Consider the following 18,969-nt stretch of genomic DNA (forward strand, 5'->3'; position numbering starts at 1 on the left):
CTAAAGAGGAAAAAGAAAGAGGTTTAAAAAATGGACGAAATTAGAGAAAATAATGAAAAAACTACTGAAAATCAAGAAAAAATTCAAGAGACTCAACCTGTAGTTATAGAGGAAAAAATAGAGACAAAGGGGTTAAAGTTAAAAAAGTCAACAAAAGACAGGCTTAATATGCTTCAAAGTAGTTTTGATGATGCTGAAAGTATGATTACTACATTGTTAAATCAATATGATAGCTTTATAGTAGAAAATGATGAAAAATATAATGATCGAAAAGGTGAAATTGATAGATTTAACTTTTTGATAGATTCATTAAAAGGATGCTTTATTAATTCTTTAGAAATGGCTACTTATCTAGAAGATAAATATGATACAAAGCTTAAAAATGAAATAAAAAAGAAAGACAAAGTTATATCTATACTTCAAGATGAAAATACAAATTTGAAAAAGGTATGTAATGATGTTAGTGAGCAAATTAATAAGAAGGATTATGAATTAAATGATGTAAAAGATAGCTTTTCACGTGTTAATTCTGCACTTTCTACTGTAGAAAAAGAACTAAAGGAAAAATCTGATATAATTCAAAATTTGCAATTACATATTAATTCATTAACAGAGATATCAAGTGATAATAAGGCTATAAAGGATGAAAATGATAAATTAAAAGAAGAAATAAAGGAGTTAAATGATAAGTTAACCAAAGCAAATATTCTTAATGAAAAAATTAATTATTTAGAAAGTGAAAATAATAGATTTAAAAATGAAATTGCTATATTGAATGGAGAAAAAAAAGAGTATAAAGAGTATAGCAATAGTTTAAATCAACGAATTCAAGAAGTTTTATTAAATAAATCAGCAGAAATTACAAAAATAAATGAAGAGAAAAATAATTTAATTAGAGAAATTGAAAATAGAAAAGAATTAGAATTAAAAAATGCTAATGAAACTATTATAAGTTTAAAGGAAGAAATATTCGAATTGAAACTAAATTTAAATAAAGTTAACTTAGAAAAATAAAGTTAACTAAAGAAATGTATTTGATAAGTAGTATTTAAACTATAGGGGATTATCCCCTATAGTTTTTTATTTATTATACTTGATAATCTAAGTTCGCCATTTTCTAGGGTTCTAATATATAGTTTATAAGGACTTTTATGTGAAAAACCATCAATAATAAGTTTTTCCTTTGATAAAATTGGAGTTATAGAAAATAATGTATGTGATGATTTAGCTACAATAGAAAGTGATCCTTCATAATCAGTTAAACATTGGCAAATGTTATTTAAATCAATTGTTATAGAATTAGGTGAATTTATAGTAAATGGACAAATAAATTCATCTCTATTTTTAGTATTTCTAATTACTATATCCAAAAAAGTATAAGAATTATAATCTTTTGTATAAAAATATAAAGTTAATTTGTTATTACAATTCAAACATTTTTCTAAAGTTAACTTCTTAATATATTTTGTAGGTTGTGATGTTGAATTTAATTCCAAATAATAATCCTCCCTAAAATTTATTATTATTTATTTTATGCACGAAAACAAAAATAGACATAAAATTATACAAATATATAATAATATTTTAAAAAATAATGATAATACTATAATTGTAATCAACTATTAGGAGTGAGTTTTGTTGCCGATTGCACTTGTTACAGCATTAATCTCAGCGGGTGGATTAGTTTTAGGTTCTGTAATTGGAGCTATTTGCAGTATTTTTATTAATAAAGTTTCATTACATGAACAAGTTAGAATTCAAAGAGAAAATTTAAATTATCAGGAAAATTGTAATGCAAAGGAAAAGTATATTAACGCCAATATAATAAGATTGGACTTTTGTAATGCAATTTACCAAAGTGTAAGAGTGCTTCAAAATATGGATAATTATGAAGTGTCTTATTCAATACCTATGTACAAGGATTATCACAAAATAATAGCAACTTTATGTGACGAATATTCATTAAAGGAGCTTAGTTATATTTATCAGTTTTATGGAATTTTAGAAATTAATTCAAAGAAAATCGAAGGTTCTAATAGTAAGGATTTAAATGATAGAATAGTAATCCAAAATTCATTCAAAAATATTTTAATAAAGCTTTATGGAGAAAATTATATTAAATTGTTATCGAAGAATATTGATTGTTTGAGTTTTAATGAACTTTATTGTGATTCTCTTATGAAAAAAGGATATAGGGATATATTAAAATCCTTAGATGTGATATGTAATATGGGTTATAAAGGAAAAGATGACTTAAATTCTTAAGTCATCTTTTTAATATATATTATTTTAGCATATTTATCATTAAATCAAGAGTGCTTTTAGTTCTTTCTAAATTATGAATATAATCCGCTATATGGTGTTTATAATAGTAAATACCCTCATCTGTAATGGAATATATTTTTTTGCTTCTCTTATTTAAAAATTCATCACCTGTCCATTTGCTAATTACGTAACCTTTTTCTTCTAAATCATAAAATGTTTCATAAATAGTGCTTGATGATACAGGAAAAGGTAAATTAGAGGTTTGAAATACATCTCTAAATGTTTCAAGTACTTTATTACCGAACATTACTTCACCCTTAGATAATTCCTTTAATATATAAAATGAATATAGCATTTTTGTGTTTACTACATTTCTAGGTGCTACTAATCTATTTCTAGTTGTACTCATTTAATCACTCCTTTTTTCATAAAAGTATTTATAAATTTACTATCTTAAAATCATATTTATAAAAGCTATCTCAATACTTGAGCTGTCTAAGTTTACTTATTTAATGATAACAAAAATTATTAACAGTGTCTATTTAAAAAGAATATTACGAAATGTAGAACCATAAAATGTGAAATTGAATACTATATATTAAAGTACCAATGATAGGAGATGAGAAACATGTCAAAGAAGTGTTGTAGAAGAAACTGCTGTTGTAGAAACAATTGTTGTTGTCAACCATGTTGCAATCAATGTTGTAACAATAGCGGATACGGATGCGGCTACGGAGGATATGGTGGAGGATTCGGTAACTGTGGCGGTGGCTGTGGTGGCTTTGGAGGCTGCGGTGGCGGCTGGGCATGGTGGATAATTATACTATTATTCTTCTGTGGAGGATGCTGGTAATTCATGGCTAGGTGTACTAAAAAGTGTATTATCTTTTTAGTACACTTTTTTATTTATTATAAATTAATTTTTGTATTATGGGAAAACTACTTTTGAAAGAAACTCTAGAGGTGTTGTTATATGCGAAAGAAATTTTTCTTATTTAACTTAATATTAACTATATTACTAACTATAAATAGTAATTTAGTATATTCAGAACCTATTGAGAGTGAGGAAGGAGAATCGAAAGAAAACAGTGAGGGTGAGCCATATAGAAGGTTAGAAGATGTAAAAAAAGAGTTAAAGGAGGAACGTCACAAAGTTGATCAGCAAAGATTAGACGATATAAGAAAAAAAGAAGAAGAAAAAAAGGCAAATGAAATCGAAAATGGTGAAAATATGCCTGAAAAAACTACAGAAGAGAAAAAACAAAATGATAATAAAAAAGAAAATGAATCAATTCCTAAGTTAATAGTTAGATTAAGAGGGAAACATTCTACTAAATACTTATGTAGTTATAACTTTACTATAACAAATGAAAATACAGAAAGTGAACTTGCTTGTAGTAATTATGATGATTATAAAGTTTTGTTGAAGAAATCTTCATTAAAGGTAAGACCAGGTGAGTTGATAAATTTTGAGTTTAGTGAAAAACCTAAAAAAATTCGTGCGTATATATGGGATGATGAAATAACTGAATTAGAAATGACTAGAGGAAGTATTAGAGTTCCTAATTATGATAAGAAAATTGTAGTTGGAATTGAAGGGACATATAAAAATGGAAAAATACTTTATGCTGTAGTTTTAGATATAAGAGGTTAAATGAAAAAAATAGGAGGATAACTTTATGGATGTTAATTATAATGTTACATACGGAAATGAAAATGAATTGAAATGTACTGGAAATATAAATAGTGAAAATGAGACTGGAAATGAAAGTGAAAAACATGAAGAGGAAAGTTTGAAGAAGGACCAAGCAAAACTATCTGAAATCAGAGAATTAGGAAATACCAATATGACTGGGCCAGATCAAAGTATTCAAATACTTCCTATAATCGGTCAAGTTGAGGGGCATGTTGTATTACCACCACAAACAAAATCAACAAAATACGAACATTTAATTCCACAATTAATTTCCATGGAACAAAATGATAAGGTTAAAGGAGTATTAATTGTTTTAAATACAGTAGGAGGAGACGTAGAGGCTGGATTGGCCATAGCAGAAATGATTTACTCATTATCAAAACCAACAGTTTCTATTGTAATAGGTGGAGGACATTCTATTGGTGTTCCATTAGCAACATCAGCAGACTATTCTTTTATTACACCATCTGCAACTATGATTGTACATCCTGTTAGAATGAATGGATTTGTAATAGGGGTAGCTCAAACTTTCCATTATTTTAAGAAGATGCAAGAAAGAATTAATAGTTTTATTGTAAGAACTTCAAAAATTGATAAAGATGAATTAGAAAGAATGATGTTAAAGTCAGATGAATTATTAAATGATATGGGAACAATGTTGATTGGAGAGCAGGCAGTTGAATGCGGATTAATTGATAAAGTTGGAGGTATAAAAGAAGCATTAGCTAAATTAAATGAATTAATAAAGGAAAAAGAAGAGGAAAAATAAAATATGAAAACAATGAAAAGAAATTCCATATAGGAGTTTCTTTTTTGTTTGAAATGTGTTTAAAATATTTATAAGCTATAATATAATAAAATTTACTAAAATGATGTTTTAAGTACAGAGGTGATTTGATGGGAACGGGCAGTAAAAAGAAGAATACTAGTAAAAAGAAAAAAGATTCATCTATTGAAAAGAAAGGAGATATCAAAGCTATAATATATGTTGCTGTAGGAATTTTATTATGTTTTTCAACATATACAGATTTAGCTGGGATTTTATCTATATTTACACGAAGAGTGATGTATCATTTTATCGGAGTAGTTGTTTATATCATTCCGATATATTTAATATATTTTGGTATAGATACAATAAAATCAAAGGGAACTATTAAATATTCTAGAAGGTTTTTTAGTATTACATTAATGGCTGTAGTAATTTGGTTGTTTTGTAGTACTATTTCTATCAATTTTGCTGTAGGGCAAGGAATTAGTAAAGGATTTATAGATACAATTAGAGAAATGAAGTTTTCAACTAATTATAGTATGCATGGTGGCTTTTTAGGATTTATAATAGCTTATCCTTTATCTATGTTAATAGGATATATAGGAAGTTACATATTATATATTACATTGTTTGCTATAGGAAGTATCTTATTAATGGATATAACATTATATGATATATATGTTAAAGGTAAGGGATTGATAGATGGACTTGTAGGAGGTGGAAGAAGCAACGTTAAAAATCAAAAAAGTAAAGTTAGTAAGAAATCTGAAAGAAAGGTTACTAATGATACTATAGAAGTTATTGTTCCAGAAAATGATAATAACGAGAAAGAAGATTTTATTAAAGGTATAAATAATAAAATACAAATTTTAGACTTTATGAGAAATTCTGAGCTACAAGATGTAAATCCTCTTCAAGACTTTGATTTAGATAAAGATTTCTCTAGTGAAGCTGGGATGCAAGAAGAATATATTGTTGCTAAAGGTAGTGAAACTAAAAAGATAAACAAAAATTTATCTCATGATGATAAAGAAGTTGTAAGTAAGGAAATTGAAGAATCCTTAAATGAATCAGGTGAAGTACAAAAAAAAGAATATGCTTTTCCTACAATGGATTTATTAAATATAAATTCTAAATTAAAACTTAAAAATGAAGATAAAAAAGACTTGATAGATAATGCTAATAAGCTTGAAGAAACACTTTCTAATTTTGGAGTTGAAGCAAAAGTAGTACAAGTTACTAAGGGGCCTTCTGTTACAAGATTTGAATTACAGCCAAGTCCAGGAGTTAAGGTTTCTAAAATAGTTAACCTTCAAGATGATATTGCTTTAGGCTTAGCAGCAAATGGTGTTAGAATGGAAGCGCCAATTCCAGGTAAAGCAGCTATAGGTATAGAGGTTCCTAACAAGAAACAATCTCCGGTATTTTTAAGAGAAGTATTAGATTCTAAGGAATTTACTAATACATCAAAAAATTTAGCTTTTGCATTAGGAAAAGACATTACAGGCAAATGTATAGTTGGTGATTTGAGTAAAATGCCACATATGTTAATTGCAGGTGCTACTGGATCAGGTAAGTCAGTATGTATAAATTCTCTTATAATAAGTTTATTATACAAGTACTCTCCAGAACAGGTTAAGTTACTTATGGTTGACCCTAAGGTTGTTGAATTAAGTGTTTATAATGGAATACCACATTTGTTAATACCTGTTGTTACAGATCCAAAGAAAGCAGCTGGTGCATTAAATTGGGCAGTAAATGAAATGAATAAAAGATATAATTTATTCTCTCAAATGAAAGTTAAAAATATAGAATCTTATAATAAGCTATATGAAAAGGGTGAAATACAAGAAAAGCTACCTTATATAGTAGTAATAGTAGATGAGCTTGCAGACTTAATGATGGCATGTCCTAATGATGTTGAAGATTATATTTGTAGATTGGCACAAATGGCTAGAGCTGCTGGTATGCATTTAATAATTGCTACTCAAAGACCTTCAGTTGATGTTATTACTGGGGTAATTAAAGCAAATATTCCATCAAGAGTATCATTTGCAGTATCTTCAGGAACTGACTCAAGAACTATACTAGATCAAGTTGGAGCAGAAAAACTATTAGGTAGGGGTGATATGTTATATTATCCTATAGGTGAAAATAAACCTTTAAGAGTTCAAGGAGCATTTATTTCAGAAGAGGAAGTTGAAAATGTAGTTGAGTATATTAAAAACTCAGAAGATGATGTTGATTATTCAGAAGATATTATTAATCATATAAATAGTGAATCAAGTAATGAAGCTGCAATGAGTAGTAGTGATACTGATGAATTGCTAGAAGAAGCAATGAAATTGGTTATTGATTATCAACAAGCATCAACATCTTTTATTCAAAGAAAATTAAGAGTAGGATTTAATAGAGCATCTAGGATTATGGATGAACTAGAAGAACATGGTATAATATCAGAAAAAGATGGAAGTAGACCAAGGCAGGTATTGGTTGGTAAAGAAGATAGATATAACGAATAACAATATAAAATACTTGTAAATATGAGATAGTTAAATTAAAATAAGTATTATTATTTATACTTAGGAGGAAAAAAGTTGAGTAAATATAAAGTTGGAATGGTTAGTTTGGGATGCGACAAAAATAGAGTAGACTCAGAATTAATCTTAGGAGCTATAAATAAACATTATGAAATTACAAATAACGCTAAGGAAGCAGATATAATTATAGTAAATACATGCGGATTTATAGAAAGTGCAAAGCAAGAATCTATTGATACTATTTTAGAAATGGCTGAGTACAAAAATAAATATAAATGTAAAATGTTAATTGCTACTGGGTGTTTAACTCAAAGATATGGTGATGAATTATTAGAATTAATTCCTGAGATAGATATATTAATGGGAGTTAATGATTATATGAAATTACACAGATTAATCTTAGATTTTATCAAAGATCATAAGAGAATTTCATCAGCAGCTTATAGTGATGAAGGGGTTAATGAAGGTATTAGATTATTAACAACTAAGCAACATACAGCTTATGTTAGAATAGCAGAAGGATGCAATAACTTTTGTACTTACTGTATAATACCTAAAATAAGAGGAAAATTTAGAAGTAGATTAGAAAAAAATATTTTAGATGAAGTAAATCTTTTAGTTAACAATGGAGTAAAAGAAATAATATTAATAGCACAAGATTTAACTGATTATGGTGTTGATATTTATGGAAAAAGAATGCTTCATGATTTAGTTAGAAAAATTTCATTAATTGATGGAGTAGAATGGATTAGACTTCTATATTGTTATCCTGAAGAAATTACTGATGAATTAATTGAAGAAATTGCAAATAACGATAAGGTTGTGAAGTATTTAGATTTACCTATTCAACATATAAGTAGTAAAGTGTTAAAGCAAATGGGAAGAAGAACTAATAAGGAAACTATAATTGATAAAATAGAAACTTTAAGAAATAAGGTTCCTAATATAGCATTAAGAACATCATTAATAGTAGGATTCCCAGGAGAAACAGAAGAAGAATTTAATGAATTAGCAACATTCTTAAAAGATTATAAGCTTGAAAATGTAGGGGTATTTGCATATTCACAAGAAGAGGATACGCCAGCAGCAATAATGGATGGCCAAATAGAAGAAAATATAAAGAAAGAACGTCAAAACACATTAATGGCTATTCAAAGAGATGTTGTTAAAGAACAAATTAAATTGAAAATAGGAAATATTTATGATACCATAATAGATAGCAACAATGGAGAATATTTCATTGGTAGAAATTACGAAATGGCTCCAGAAATCGATGGGCTTATCTATATTAAGAAGCATGACGGATTAAGTATAGGCGATATAATAAAAGTTAAGGTTACTGATGTTATGGAGTACGATTTAATAGGGGAGATTTTTGATGAACTTAGCAAATAAATTGACAATGATTAGGATATTTCTAGTTCCAGTATTTTTAGTTTTTATAGCAGTAAGGGATATTCCATATGGTTCAATAGTTGCAACAGCGGTATTTATAATCGCATCGATTACTGATCAACTTGATGGTCATATAGCTAGAAGTAGAAATCAAATAACTAATTTTGGGAAATTTATGGATCCATTAGCGGATAAGTTACTAGTTACAGCGGCATTAATTTCATTGGTTGAATTAAATATGATACCAGGCTGGGCTGTAGTAATAATAATTGCAAGGGAATTTGCAGTTTCTGGTCTTAGAACTTTAGCTGCATCAGATGGTATTGTAATTGCTGCAAGCTGGTGGGGAAAAATAAAGACAGTAACTCAAATGGCTGCAATTATTACATTATTAGTAGAAGTTAATATTGTCTCATCACAAGCAGCAATTAATTTTGTAAGTAATAATGCATTTTTAAATGGGTTCTTTACTTATGTTCCTAATATTTTATTAATATTAGCTGTAATAATTACAATAATTTCAGGTGTTGATTATTTTGTTAAAAATAAGGCAGCTATTTCTATGAAATAAGGTTTAATAATGAAATAAATTGGTTATAATTCAAAGAGTTCATTCTATATAAAGAATATATAGAAAGGGCTCTTTTTTCAATAAAAAATTATAATATATGTTGACTACAAATAAATAATACTTTATAATTAAAAACATAAGAACAAACGTTCATGAAAGGGTGATTATTTAATGGCAAATATTGATGAAAATAAATTAAAAGCAATTGAGAATGCGATGAGTCAAATTGAGAAACAATTTGGTAAAGGGTCTATAATGAAATTAGGTGAACATAGCACTTTAAATGTAGACTCAATTTCTACTGGCTGTCTTGATTTGGACATAGCTCTTGGAATTGGAGGAGTACCAAGAGGTAGAATTATTGAAATATATGGACCAGAAAGTTCAGGTAAAACTACAGTTGCATTACATGTTGCAGCTGAAGCTCAAAAGTTAGGTGGGGCTGTTGCTTTCGTAGATGCTGAACATGCATTAGATCCAAGTTATGCTAGAAACCTTGGTGTTGATACAGAAAATCTTATAGTATCTCAACCAGATACAGGAGAACAAGGGCTTGAAATAGCAGAAGCATTAGTTAGATCTGGAGCCATAGATGTACTTGTAGTTGACTCAGTAGCAGCTTTAGTGCCAAGAGCTGAAATTGAAGGTGAAATGGGTGATTCTCATGTTGGTTTACAAGCAAGATTAATGTCTCAAGCTTTAAGAAAATTAACAGGTACTATAAATAAATCTAAATGTGTTGTTATTTTCATTAATCAATTAAGAGAAAAAGTTGGAATTATGTTCGGAAACCCAGAAACAACAACAGGGGGAAGAGCTCTTAAGTTCTATTCAAGTATTAGAATGGATGTTAGAAGAATCGATTCAATTAAGCAAGGTGATGAAATTGTTGGTAACAGAACAAGAGTAAAAATTATGAAGAACAAAGTAGCACCTCCATTTAAACAAGCTGAATTTGACATAATGTATAATGAAGGAATATCAAGAACAGGAAATATTGTTGATGTTGGTGTTAAAGAAAATATTGTTCAAAAGAGCGGAGCTTGGTTCTCTTATGGGGATATAAGATTAGGTCAAGGAAGAGAAAATGCTAAACAATATTTAAAAGATAATCCTGAAATTGCTCTTGAAATAGAAAATAAAATTAGAAGTAAATATGAATTACCGCTAATGGTAGATAAAACTAAAGGGTCAGCTAAAAAAGTTAGCGAATAAATAATAATTAAGGATATGTAGTTTTTATAAATTGCATATCCTTTTTAATATAAATAAATAAATAGGAAATACTATTAATGAAATATCTTTAAGCAATTTAGTGTGTATACATAGCAAGGAACTAATCTTGACATATTTTTGTTTATAAGGTAAAATAATAACAAATACTGGTTTATCATATTCATAGGGACAGTGAGAATAATATGACACCTAGACGTTCTCTATTAAATTATAAATAGAGATTTATACGAGGAGGTGTTAGTTTGGAGATATTAACAATTATATTGGTTGATATTGTTGTATTAGCGGTATTCGGGTTTATCGTATACAAGGCAATACAAAAGGCCACACAAAAGAAGGTTTTATTTTTAGAAAATGAAGCTAAAGATTTAGTTGAAAAGGCTAAAAGAGAAGCTGAAGCTGCTAAGAAAGAATCTATTTTAGAGGCTAAAGAAGAGGTTCACAAACTAAGAAATGATTTAGACAGAGATTCTCGTGAGAGAAGAAATGAAATTCAAAGGCTTGAAAGAAGAATTCTTCAAAGAGAAGAATCTTTAGACAAAAAGAGTGATCTATTAGAAAAGAAAGAAGAAACTATCAATAAAAGATTGCAAGAAATTGATCAAATGGAAGAAAGTGTTCAGCAGTTACATGCTAAAAGAAGAGAAGAATTAGAAAGAATATCTACTTTAACTTCAGAAGAAGCTAAAGAAATTCTTCTTGGAGAAGTTAGAAAGGAAGTTTCTCATGATGCAGCTTTAATGATTAAAGACATTGAGTCAAAGGCTAAAGAAGAAGCTGATAAAAAAGCAAGAGAAATTATAACTACTGCAATTCAAAGATGTGCAGCAGATCATGTATCTGAATCTACAGTTCATGTTGTTGCTTTACCAAATGATGAGATGAAGGGCAGAATTATTGGAAGAGAAGGTAGAAACATAAGGACACTCGAAACATTAACAGGAGTAGATTTAATTATTGATGATACTCCAGAAGCGGTTATTTTATCTAGCTTTGATCCTATAAGAAGAGAAGTAGCTAGAATAGCACTAGAAAAATTAATTGTAGATGGAAGAATACATCCAGCTAGAATTGAAGAAATGGTTGAAAGAGCCAAAAAAGATGTTGAAAATGATATTAAAGAAGAAGGCGAACAAGCGACTTTAGAAACAGGTGTACATGGTTTACACCCTGAAATTATAAGACTTTTAGGAAGATTAAAGTATAGAACTAGCTATGGTCAAAATGTGTTAAAGCATTCAATAGAAGTTGCATACTTAGCAAGCGTAATGGCTTCAGAGTTAGGTCTTGATGTAAATTTAGCTAAAAGAGCAGGTTTATTACATGACATCGGTAAAGCAATAGATCAAGAGCAAGAAGGACCTCATGCATTAATCGGAGGAGATTTTGCTAAAAAGTATCATGAATCAGCATTAGTTGTAAATGCTATTGCTGCTCACCATGGTGATGTTGAAATGATGTCTATGGAAGCTGTTTTAGTTCAAGCAGCTGATGCAATATCAGCAGCAAGACCAGGCGCTAGAAGAGAAACGTTAGAAGCTTATATTAAGAGATTAGAGAAACTTGAAGAAATTGCAAATTCTTATGAGGGCGTAGATAAGTCATATGCCATTCAAGCTGGAAGAGAAATTAGAATCATGGTTAAACCAGAACAATTAGACGATGCTGGTTCAATTGAATTAGCACGTAATTTAGCTAAAAGTGTTGAAGAACAATTAGAGTATCCAGGGCAAATTAAGATCAATGTAATTAGAGAAATAAGAGCAGTGGATTTTGCTAAATAAATAAAAAAATGCATTTTGTATTATTACAAAATGCATTTTTTATATTTTTTTTAAAAATTTTTTAAATTTTTTTTAAAATTAAAAGGAGATTTCAGTCTTTTGTAGAATATATAATCATATAAGTAATTATAAGAATTTATAAACAATCATATGTAAACGATTTTAAATCAGGAGGTAGAAATACAAATGGAAGTATTAAAAGTATCAACAAAATCTAATCCAAATTCAGTGGCAGGTGCTCTAGCAGCAATTATTAAGGAGAAAAATATTGTAGAAATACAAGCTGTAGGTGCAGGTGCAATAAATCAAGCAGTAAAGGCTATAGCAATTGCAAGGGGCTTTGTTGCTCCAAGTGGAAGAGACATAGTATGTATACCTGCCTTTACTGACATAGAAATTGATGGTGAAGAAAGAACAGCTATAAAATTAATTGTACAACCTAGATAAAAAATAAGTTTATATTAAAAGACATTTTAGTATTGAAATTATTTTAAGGACAGTATATAATGTAATCGTTAGATATATAATATATTATACGTAAAGAGGTGTGTTTTAATGGTATCTAAAGAAGTAATAGTAAACAATGGAACTGGTTTACATGCAAGACCAGCGACTTTATTAGTTAAGAAAGCTTCATCTTTCAAATCTGATGTAAGCATTGAATTTAACGGAAAGAAAGCTAACGTTAAAAGCTTAATTGGTGTTTTATCTTTAGGAGTTACTAAAGGAGCTAACATCACAGTTACAGCTAGCGGTGATGATGAAACTTTAGCAGCAGAAGAAATCGCTAAATTAATCGAAACTTTAGAAGACTAAAATAAAAAAAGTGCGTAAGCACTTTTTTTTATTTTATTGTATGTTTTACTAGTTTACTTATCTGTATTAAATGTTATAATATTACATCTAAATATTAAAGATATTAAATCAATAGCACATATTAATATTAAAATATATATCATTCTTAAAATAGTAGGTGAACCACCACATAATACTGATAGAATATTAATATTAAATATTCCTATTATCCCCCATGTTAATGATCCTAGTAAAACTACAATGGCTGAAAACTTATCAAAGGTACTTAATTTACACATAATAATTCCTCCGTAATATGTATTATAATAAATAATATGAAAATTTTTTTTTATTATTACTAACAAAAAAAATAAAAATATGATATAATACGAATTATATTATGTTAAAAGCATAAATTATTCGGAGGTGTTCAAATGACAAACTTATACAATTCGCCATTAAACTCTAGATATGCATCAAAGGAAATGAGTTATATATTTTCTGATGATATGAAATTTACAACTTGGAGAAAGTTATGGGTTGCTTTAGCTGAAGGGGAAAGAGAATTAGGAATAAATATAACAGAAGAGCAAATTAATGAGTTAAAAGCTAATATAGATAATATAAATTACGATGAGGCAAGAAAAAGAGAAAAAGAAGTAAGACATGATGTTATGAGTCATGTATATGCATATGGATTACAATGTCCTCATGCAAAAGGAATCATACACTTAGGTGCTACTAGCTGCTATGTTGGGGATAATACTGATATAATAATAATGAGAGATGCATTATTATTAACTAAGAAAAAGATAGTTACAGTTTTAAATCATTTATCAAATTTTGCAATGAAATATAAGGATATGCCTACATTAGGATTTACACATTTTCAACCTGCTCAATTGACTACAGTTGGCAAGAGAGCTACATTATGGATGCAAGATTTAGTTTTAGATATAGAAAATATAGATTTTCTATTAAGTAAATTGAAACTAAGAGGGGTTAAAGGTACAACTGGAACTCAAGCAAGCTTTATGAATTTATTTGAAGGTGATGAAAGTAAAGTTAAAGCATTAGATACATATGTAGCTGAAAAAATGGGATTTGAAAAGAGTTATGGAGTAACAGGACAAACATATCCTAGAAAAATTGATTCTATAGTTTTAAATACTTTATCAGAAGTAGCACAAAGTGCATATAAGTTTAGTAATGATTTAAGATTATTACAAAGTATGAAAGAAGTAGAAGAACCATTTGAAAAACATCAAATTGGATCTTCAGCTATGGCATATAAGAGAAATCCAATGAGAAGTGAAAGAATGGGTGCTTTAGCAAGAACAGTTGTAGTTAATGCTTTAAATCCTGCAATAACAGCTTCTACGCAATGGTTTGAAAGAACATTAGATGATTCAGCTAATAAGAGAATATCAGTAGCAGAAGCTTTCTTAGCTTTAGATGGTGTTTTAAATCTTTATATTAATATTGCTGAAAATATGGTTGTTTATGATAAAGTAATAGCTAAACATGTTAATGAAGAATTACCATTTATGGCAACAGAAAATATAATGATGGAATCAGTTAAAAAGGGTTGCGATAGACAAGAGTTACATGAAAGAATTAGAGAACATTCAATGGCAGCAGCTCAAAGAGTTAAGGGTGAAGGGTTAAATAATGATTTAATTGAAAGAATCATGGCAGATGATTACTTTAGATTATCAAGAGAAGAAATTTTAGCAATAATCGATCCACAAAAATTTGTAGGTAGAGCTCCAAGTCAAGTTGTTGAATTTATTGCTGAATATGTTTCACCTATTATAGATGAAAATAAGGATGCATTAGAAATAAAAAGTGAAATTACTGTTTAGTTAAAATATTAATCTACTTTAAGTTAATTGAAATTAACTTAAAGTAGATTTTTTATTAAATATAGCTTATTTATAGTGTAATCTAACTAATATTGTAATGTAATTTATTTAGTAATCATATGTTATAGTAAATAATACAATAAGGGGATTACACTAAATAATGAAAGAGATTTATGAATATTTATTGAAAAACTCAACTTTTGATAACTTAATTAAAAACTATATACAAGGGAATAGAATTGCTATAATTAGAAATAATGAAAAAAGTGATTATGTTATAAATTATTTACAAGAATATATATTAAACAATGCTACTGTAGAAGGAGTTGAAAAGAAATATAAAGATTTGAATTCATGTTACAATTTAGATTCAATTAAGTCAAAGAAGCTTATAGTACTTAATAGAGAGATAAATAATAATAAAAGAAATATTATAAATACATTTCTGACATTCATAGAAAAAGATAATTTAGGAAGGTCATTAAATGATTTATATTCAATAACTAAGAAAAGTTTAGATTTTAAAGATGAATCTTTTAGGTTTTTTTCGATTTTAAGTAAATGTAAAGAAGTAATTGGAAATGAAGAAGAAACAGTTGTAGAAGAGATCGATAAAATTATTGCAGGAAATTATATTAATATATATATAAAGTATTTAAAGTTTAAAGGAAATAAAAAGTTTGAAATTATAAAAGATAATATAGATGTAAGTGATATAAAAAAAATAATAACAAAATTAAGTGGCATTTTGAATAATAGTTTTGCATTTATGCCTCCTATCTATAATAATGAATACACGAGTGATTTTGAAAATGAAGAAATTTATTATAAAAATTATACTCCTGAACAGTTGCTAGAAGAAGTCAAAAAAATTAATTACAAACATAATAAAAAATTGTTAGGGGAAATCGTAGATATAAAGTGGTATAAATTCTCTCAAATATTTAATTATAAGAAAATAACTAATAAAAATAAACAAGTTCAGGATGCTTATTATAAAAGAGAAAAAGAGATTTATAATCAATATATGGAGAATATTGATAATTTAAAGTTATTTTCAAGTTCATTCAAATTTTTAACTAAGGTTTTTAAAGAAAAGGTATTAGATGAAATTGATGATAATGTATCGAATGAAGATAATTTATATGAATGTATACTAAATTTAAAAGAAACATTAACTACATATGAAGAATTTTTAAGTTTAGAAAATAAAGTTAAATCTTTAAGTGATATTCAAAGAAATATATTAGATTATTGTTATGATAAGATTGATAATAAGAATGATTTAGAGAAAATAATTAGATTCATACCAAGTTATTATTTATATGAAGAAATTGAAGAGGATGAGCTTAAATATGAGGAAGAAATAATTGAGTATGAATATGTAGATGAAAGAATAAGGAATCTACATTTAGCTTTAAAAGCATATGACGATATTATTCCACAAGTATTAAAGGAATATAGTTATAAAAATACAAATGATTATCTTAAAGAAAACAAAATTGATATTAACAAATTAGATTTTATAGAAGTAATTGATAATAAATATGAAGAAAAAAATTATAAGCTTTTATCTAATTTATATCCATTTTTAATTATTAGTAAAGAGGAGTACGATGCTAACAAAGAAATCATAAATAATAGTTTTCAAGTTATTATAAAAAGTGAAGATTTCTTAATTAGTGATGATATTAAGGAATATAAAAGTGAAATTTCAACTAATGAGAGATTAGATAAGGGGATAACTAACTTGCTTTCTAATTTAGGTTATCACATATATGAAGATGAAAAGGATAAATCACTTTTATATGTATCTGGATGCAAGGGTAAAGATGAAATTAAAACAATATTTATAAATAATAAAGAAGAATTTAATGTTAATATCTTAATAAGATTATTAGATATTATAGATAAAAGAGGAGAATTGATATATATATGGTATAGGAATTGGTGGCTAAATAAAAATGAAGAAGTACAAAGATTACATTTTCTATTAAATAGGTAAGGATATATTAGGCATAAATTTAGTATGCCTAATTTTTTTGCATTAATTTATATAAATGTGATAAAATTAGTGAATAAATTACTAATCAAAGGAGAAGACGATGAATTTAATAACAGTTGAAAATATAAAAAAGACATATAGTGAAAAAGTTTTATTAAATGATGTTTCATTTGGAATTAATGATGGTGATAAAATAGGGCTTATTGGATTAAATGGTAGTGGAAAGTCTACATTATTAAAAATAATAACAGGAAGAGATGAGTTCTTTGATGGAAGTATTACAAAAGGTAAGGGAGTAAGAGTAGAGTACCTTTCACAAAACTCAGAGTTTGATGCTAATGCAACAGTTTTAGAACAAGTATTTAATAGTGATACCCCTGAAATGAAATTGTTGATGGAATATGAAAATTTACTAGATAAAACTAAAAATGAAGAATTTAATGAAGATATTAACAATAGGCTTATAAAAACTCAAGAAAAAATTGATTCCTTAAATTTATGGAATTTAGAAAGTGAAGTTAAAGTTATATTAACTAAGCTTGGAATAAATGATTATACTATGAAAATGGGTACTTTATCTGGTGGACAAAAGAAGAGGGTATTTTTAGCATCAGCATTAATAAAACCATGTGAGTTACTTGTACTAGATGAGCCTACTAACCATTTAGATTCAGGATCTATAGAATGGCTAGAAGAATATTTAAATAATAGAAAAGGTGCATTATTAATGATTACTCATGATAGATATTTCCTAGATAGAGTATCTAATAAAATTTTAGAATTAGATAGAGGAAATATATATACTTACATAGGTAATTATAGTGCATTCCTTGAAAAGAAAGCTGAAAGAATAGAATTAGAAGCAGCTAGTGAAGAGAAAAGGCAAAAGTTAATATTAAAAGAGTTGAAATGGGTAAGAAGAGGGGCTAAAGCTAGAACAACAAAACAAAAGGCAAGGCTTCAAAGATTTGATGATTTAATTAATGAGGAATATATAGCTCCAAAGGCTAATTTAGAAATGTCTTTCATTGGAACTAGATTAGGTAAAAAAATTATAGAATTGAAAAATATAAGCAAGGGATATGGAACTAAAAATCTTATAGATAATTTTAATTATACAGTATTAAAAGAAGATAGAATTGGAATTATTGGAGAAAATGGAGTAGGGAAAACAACACTACTTAATATAATTAGAAACTCTATTACTCCAGATGAGGGGAATATAGAAATTGGTGAAACTGTAAAGATATCTACATTTTCTCAAGATGATTCACATATGGATTTATCTATGAAAGCTATTGATTATGTTAAAGAAGGAGGAGAGTGGATTCCTACAGAAGATGGAACTAAAATAAGCGCCTCTCAGCTTGCAGAACGTTTCTTATTTGATGGTACAATGCAATATACAATGATAGAAAAGCTTTCAGGAGGAGAGAGAAGAAGACTTCATTTACTAAGGGTGCTTATGGAAGCTCCAAATGTATTAATTTTAGATGAGCCAACTAATGATCTTGATATAGAAACATTAAAAATACTTGAAGATTTTATTGATGAGTTTATAGGTGTTGTAATTGTTGTTTCCCATGATAGATATTTCTTAGATAGAATTTGTAATAAGATATTTTCATTTGAGGGTAGAGGATTAATTAACATATATAATGGAAACTATAGTGATTATTTAATTAATAAGGAAATTAAATTTTTAAAAGAAAAAGAAGCGGAGCAAAATAATAAAGCTGAAATAAGTAAGAAAAAAACTTACGTGAAAAATAAAGACGAAAGACCAAAGTTTACTTTTAAAGAACAAAAGGAATTTGAAACTATATACACTGATATTGAAGCTATAGAAAATAAAATTGCAGAAATAGAAGAGGAAATGATAAAAAATTCAAGTAGTTATGGTTTATTAAATGAATTAGATCAAGAAAAAACTAAGCTTGAAGAGGAATTATTAGAAAAGTATGAACGTCAAGAATATTTAGAAGATATAGCAAAAAAAATAGAGGAATATAATAGTAAAAAGCAATAAAAGAATATAACTTATTGAC

The 18,969-nt window shown here is 27.4% G+C and carries 18 protein-coding genes; 15 read left to right on the forward strand and 3 right to left on the reverse strand.

All coding sequences use genetic code 11. From position 1 onward, the window contains the following. The first annotated feature begins 30 nt into the window (after window positions 1-30). Window positions 31-1,014 carry a coiled-coil domain-containing protein gene (locus tag TY07_RS09420; RefSeq protein ID WP_042398658.1) on the forward strand — a complete coding sequence of 328 codons (984 nt, stop codon included), beginning with the start codon at window positions 31-33 and terminating at the stop codon, window positions 1,012-1,014. A gap of 56 nt (window positions 1,015-1,070) precedes the next feature. Here TY07_RS09420 and TY07_RS09425 read toward each other — a convergent pair whose 3' ends face one another. Beyond that, on the reverse strand, window positions 1,071-1,496 hold the full coding sequence (locus TY07_RS09425; protein ID WP_042398662.1) for a hypothetical protein: 426 nt from the start codon (window positions 1,494-1,496) through the stop codon (window positions 1,071-1,073). Window positions 1,497-1,638: 142 nt separating this feature from the next. Here TY07_RS09425 and TY07_RS09430 point away from each other — a divergent pair, with 142 nt between their 5' ends. Beyond that, window positions 1,639-2,265, forward strand: a complete 627-nt coding sequence (locus TY07_RS09430) for a hypothetical protein (protein ID WP_042398664.1) — start codon at window positions 1,639-1,641, stop codon at window positions 2,263-2,265. A gap of 19 nt (window positions 2,266-2,284) precedes the next feature. Here the strand turns inward: TY07_RS09430 and TY07_RS09435 are convergent, their stop codons facing one another. Then, window positions 2,285-2,674, reverse strand: coding sequence for a PadR family transcriptional regulator (locus TY07_RS09435; RefSeq protein ID WP_042398666.1), 390 nt, complete (start codon window positions 2,672-2,674; stop codon window positions 2,285-2,287). A gap of 219 nt (window positions 2,675-2,893) precedes the next feature. Here TY07_RS09435 and TY07_RS09440 point away from each other — a divergent pair, with 219 nt between their 5' ends. The 10 genes from TY07_RS09440 to TY07_RS09485 all read left to right on the forward strand — a co-directional run bounded on the left by TY07_RS09440 (window position 2,894) and on the right by TY07_RS09485 (window position 13,072). Continuing rightward, window positions 2,894-3,118, forward strand: a complete 225-nt coding sequence (locus TY07_RS09440; RefSeq protein WP_157029165.1) for a ground-like protein — start codon at window positions 2,894-2,896, stop codon at window positions 3,116-3,118. Window positions 3,119-3,238: 120 nt separating this feature from the next. Then, window positions 3,239-3,919, forward strand: coding sequence for a hypothetical protein (locus tag TY07_RS09445; protein WP_042398673.1), 681 nt, complete (start codon window positions 3,239-3,241; stop codon window positions 3,917-3,919). Window positions 3,920-3,944: 25 nt separating this feature from the next. Next, window positions 3,945-4,730, forward strand: a complete 786-nt coding sequence (locus TY07_RS09450) for a ClpP family protease (RefSeq protein ID WP_078061327.1) — start codon at window positions 3,945-3,947, stop codon at window positions 4,728-4,730. A gap of 128 nt (window positions 4,731-4,858) precedes the next feature. Continuing rightward, window positions 4,859-7,252 carry an FtsK/SpoIIIE family DNA translocase gene (locus tag TY07_RS09455; protein ID WP_042398676.1) on the forward strand — a complete coding sequence of 798 codons (2,394 nt, stop codon included), beginning with the start codon at window positions 4,859-4,861 and terminating at the stop codon, window positions 7,250-7,252. Window positions 7,253-7,327: 75 nt separating this feature from the next. Then, window positions 7,328-8,665, forward strand: a complete 1,338-nt coding sequence (gene rimO / locus TY07_RS09460) for a 30S ribosomal protein S12 methylthiotransferase RimO (RefSeq protein WP_042398678.1) — start codon at window positions 7,328-7,330, stop codon at window positions 8,663-8,665. Further along, a complete protein-coding gene (gene pgsA, locus TY07_RS09465; RefSeq protein WP_042398680.1) occupies window positions 8,649-9,236 on the forward strand; it encodes a CDP-diacylglycerol--glycerol-3-phosphate 3-phosphatidyltransferase in 588 nt (195 codons plus the stop codon). Before rimO ends, pgsA begins: the two co-directional genes overlap by 17 nt. Before the next feature lie 171 nt (window positions 9,237-9,407). Then, window positions 9,408-10,451 carry a recombinase RecA gene (gene recA, locus TY07_RS09470; protein ID WP_042398682.1) on the forward strand — a complete coding sequence of 348 codons (1,044 nt, stop codon included), beginning with the start codon at window positions 9,408-9,410 and terminating at the stop codon, window positions 10,449-10,451. 263 nt (window positions 10,452-10,714) lie between these two features. Continuing rightward, window positions 10,715-12,256: a ribonuclease Y gene (rny, locus tag TY07_RS09475; protein WP_042398684.1), complete on the forward strand. Its 1,542-nt coding sequence runs from the start codon at window positions 10,715-10,717 to the stop codon at window positions 12,254-12,256. Between the two features lie 186 nt (window positions 12,257-12,442). Continuing rightward, window positions 12,443-12,703: a stage V sporulation protein S gene (locus TY07_RS09480; protein WP_042398685.1), complete on the forward strand. Its 261-nt coding sequence runs from the start codon at window positions 12,443-12,445 to the stop codon at window positions 12,701-12,703. Window positions 12,704-12,811: 108 nt separating this feature from the next. Continuing rightward, window positions 12,812-13,072, forward strand: a complete 261-nt coding sequence (locus tag TY07_RS09485) for an HPr family phosphocarrier protein (protein ID WP_042398687.1) — start codon at window positions 12,812-12,814, stop codon at window positions 13,070-13,072. A gap of 53 nt (window positions 13,073-13,125) precedes the next feature. On the opposite strand, the gene TY07_RS09490 is transcribed toward TY07_RS09485, so the two are convergent. Beyond that, the gene (locus TY07_RS09490; protein ID WP_042398690.1) at window positions 13,126-13,350 is read right to left on the reverse strand and encodes a DUF378 domain-containing protein; all 225 of its coding nucleotides are present in this window, start codon (window positions 13,348-13,350) and stop codon (window positions 13,126-13,128) included. Window positions 13,351-13,485: 135 nt separating this feature from the next. Here TY07_RS09490 and purB point away from each other — a divergent pair, with 135 nt between their 5' ends. The 3 genes from purB to TY07_RS09505 all read left to right on the forward strand — a co-directional run bounded on the left by purB (window position 13,486) and on the right by TY07_RS09505 (window position 18,950). Beyond that, window positions 13,486-14,916: an adenylosuccinate lyase gene (gene purB / locus TY07_RS09495; protein ID WP_042398693.1), complete on the forward strand. Its 1,431-nt coding sequence runs from the start codon at window positions 13,486-13,488 to the stop codon at window positions 14,914-14,916. A gap of 160 nt (window positions 14,917-15,076) precedes the next feature. After that, entirely contained in the window at window positions 15,077-16,921 is a 1,845-nt protein-coding gene (locus TY07_RS09500) for a hypothetical protein (protein ID WP_042398696.1), read from the forward strand. A 100-nt stretch (window positions 16,922-17,021) separates the two neighbouring features. Then, the gene (locus TY07_RS09505; protein WP_042398699.1) at window positions 17,022-18,950 is read left to right on the forward strand and encodes an ABC transporter ATP-binding protein; all 1,929 of its coding nucleotides are present in this window, start codon (window positions 17,022-17,024) and stop codon (window positions 18,948-18,950) included. The last annotated feature ends 19 nt before the right edge of the window (window positions 18,951-18,969 follow it).

It is taken from the genome of Clostridium saudiense (assembly GCF_000577815.1).
Lineage (GTDB): Bacteria > Bacillota > Clostridia > Clostridiales > Clostridiaceae > Clostridium > Clostridium saudiense.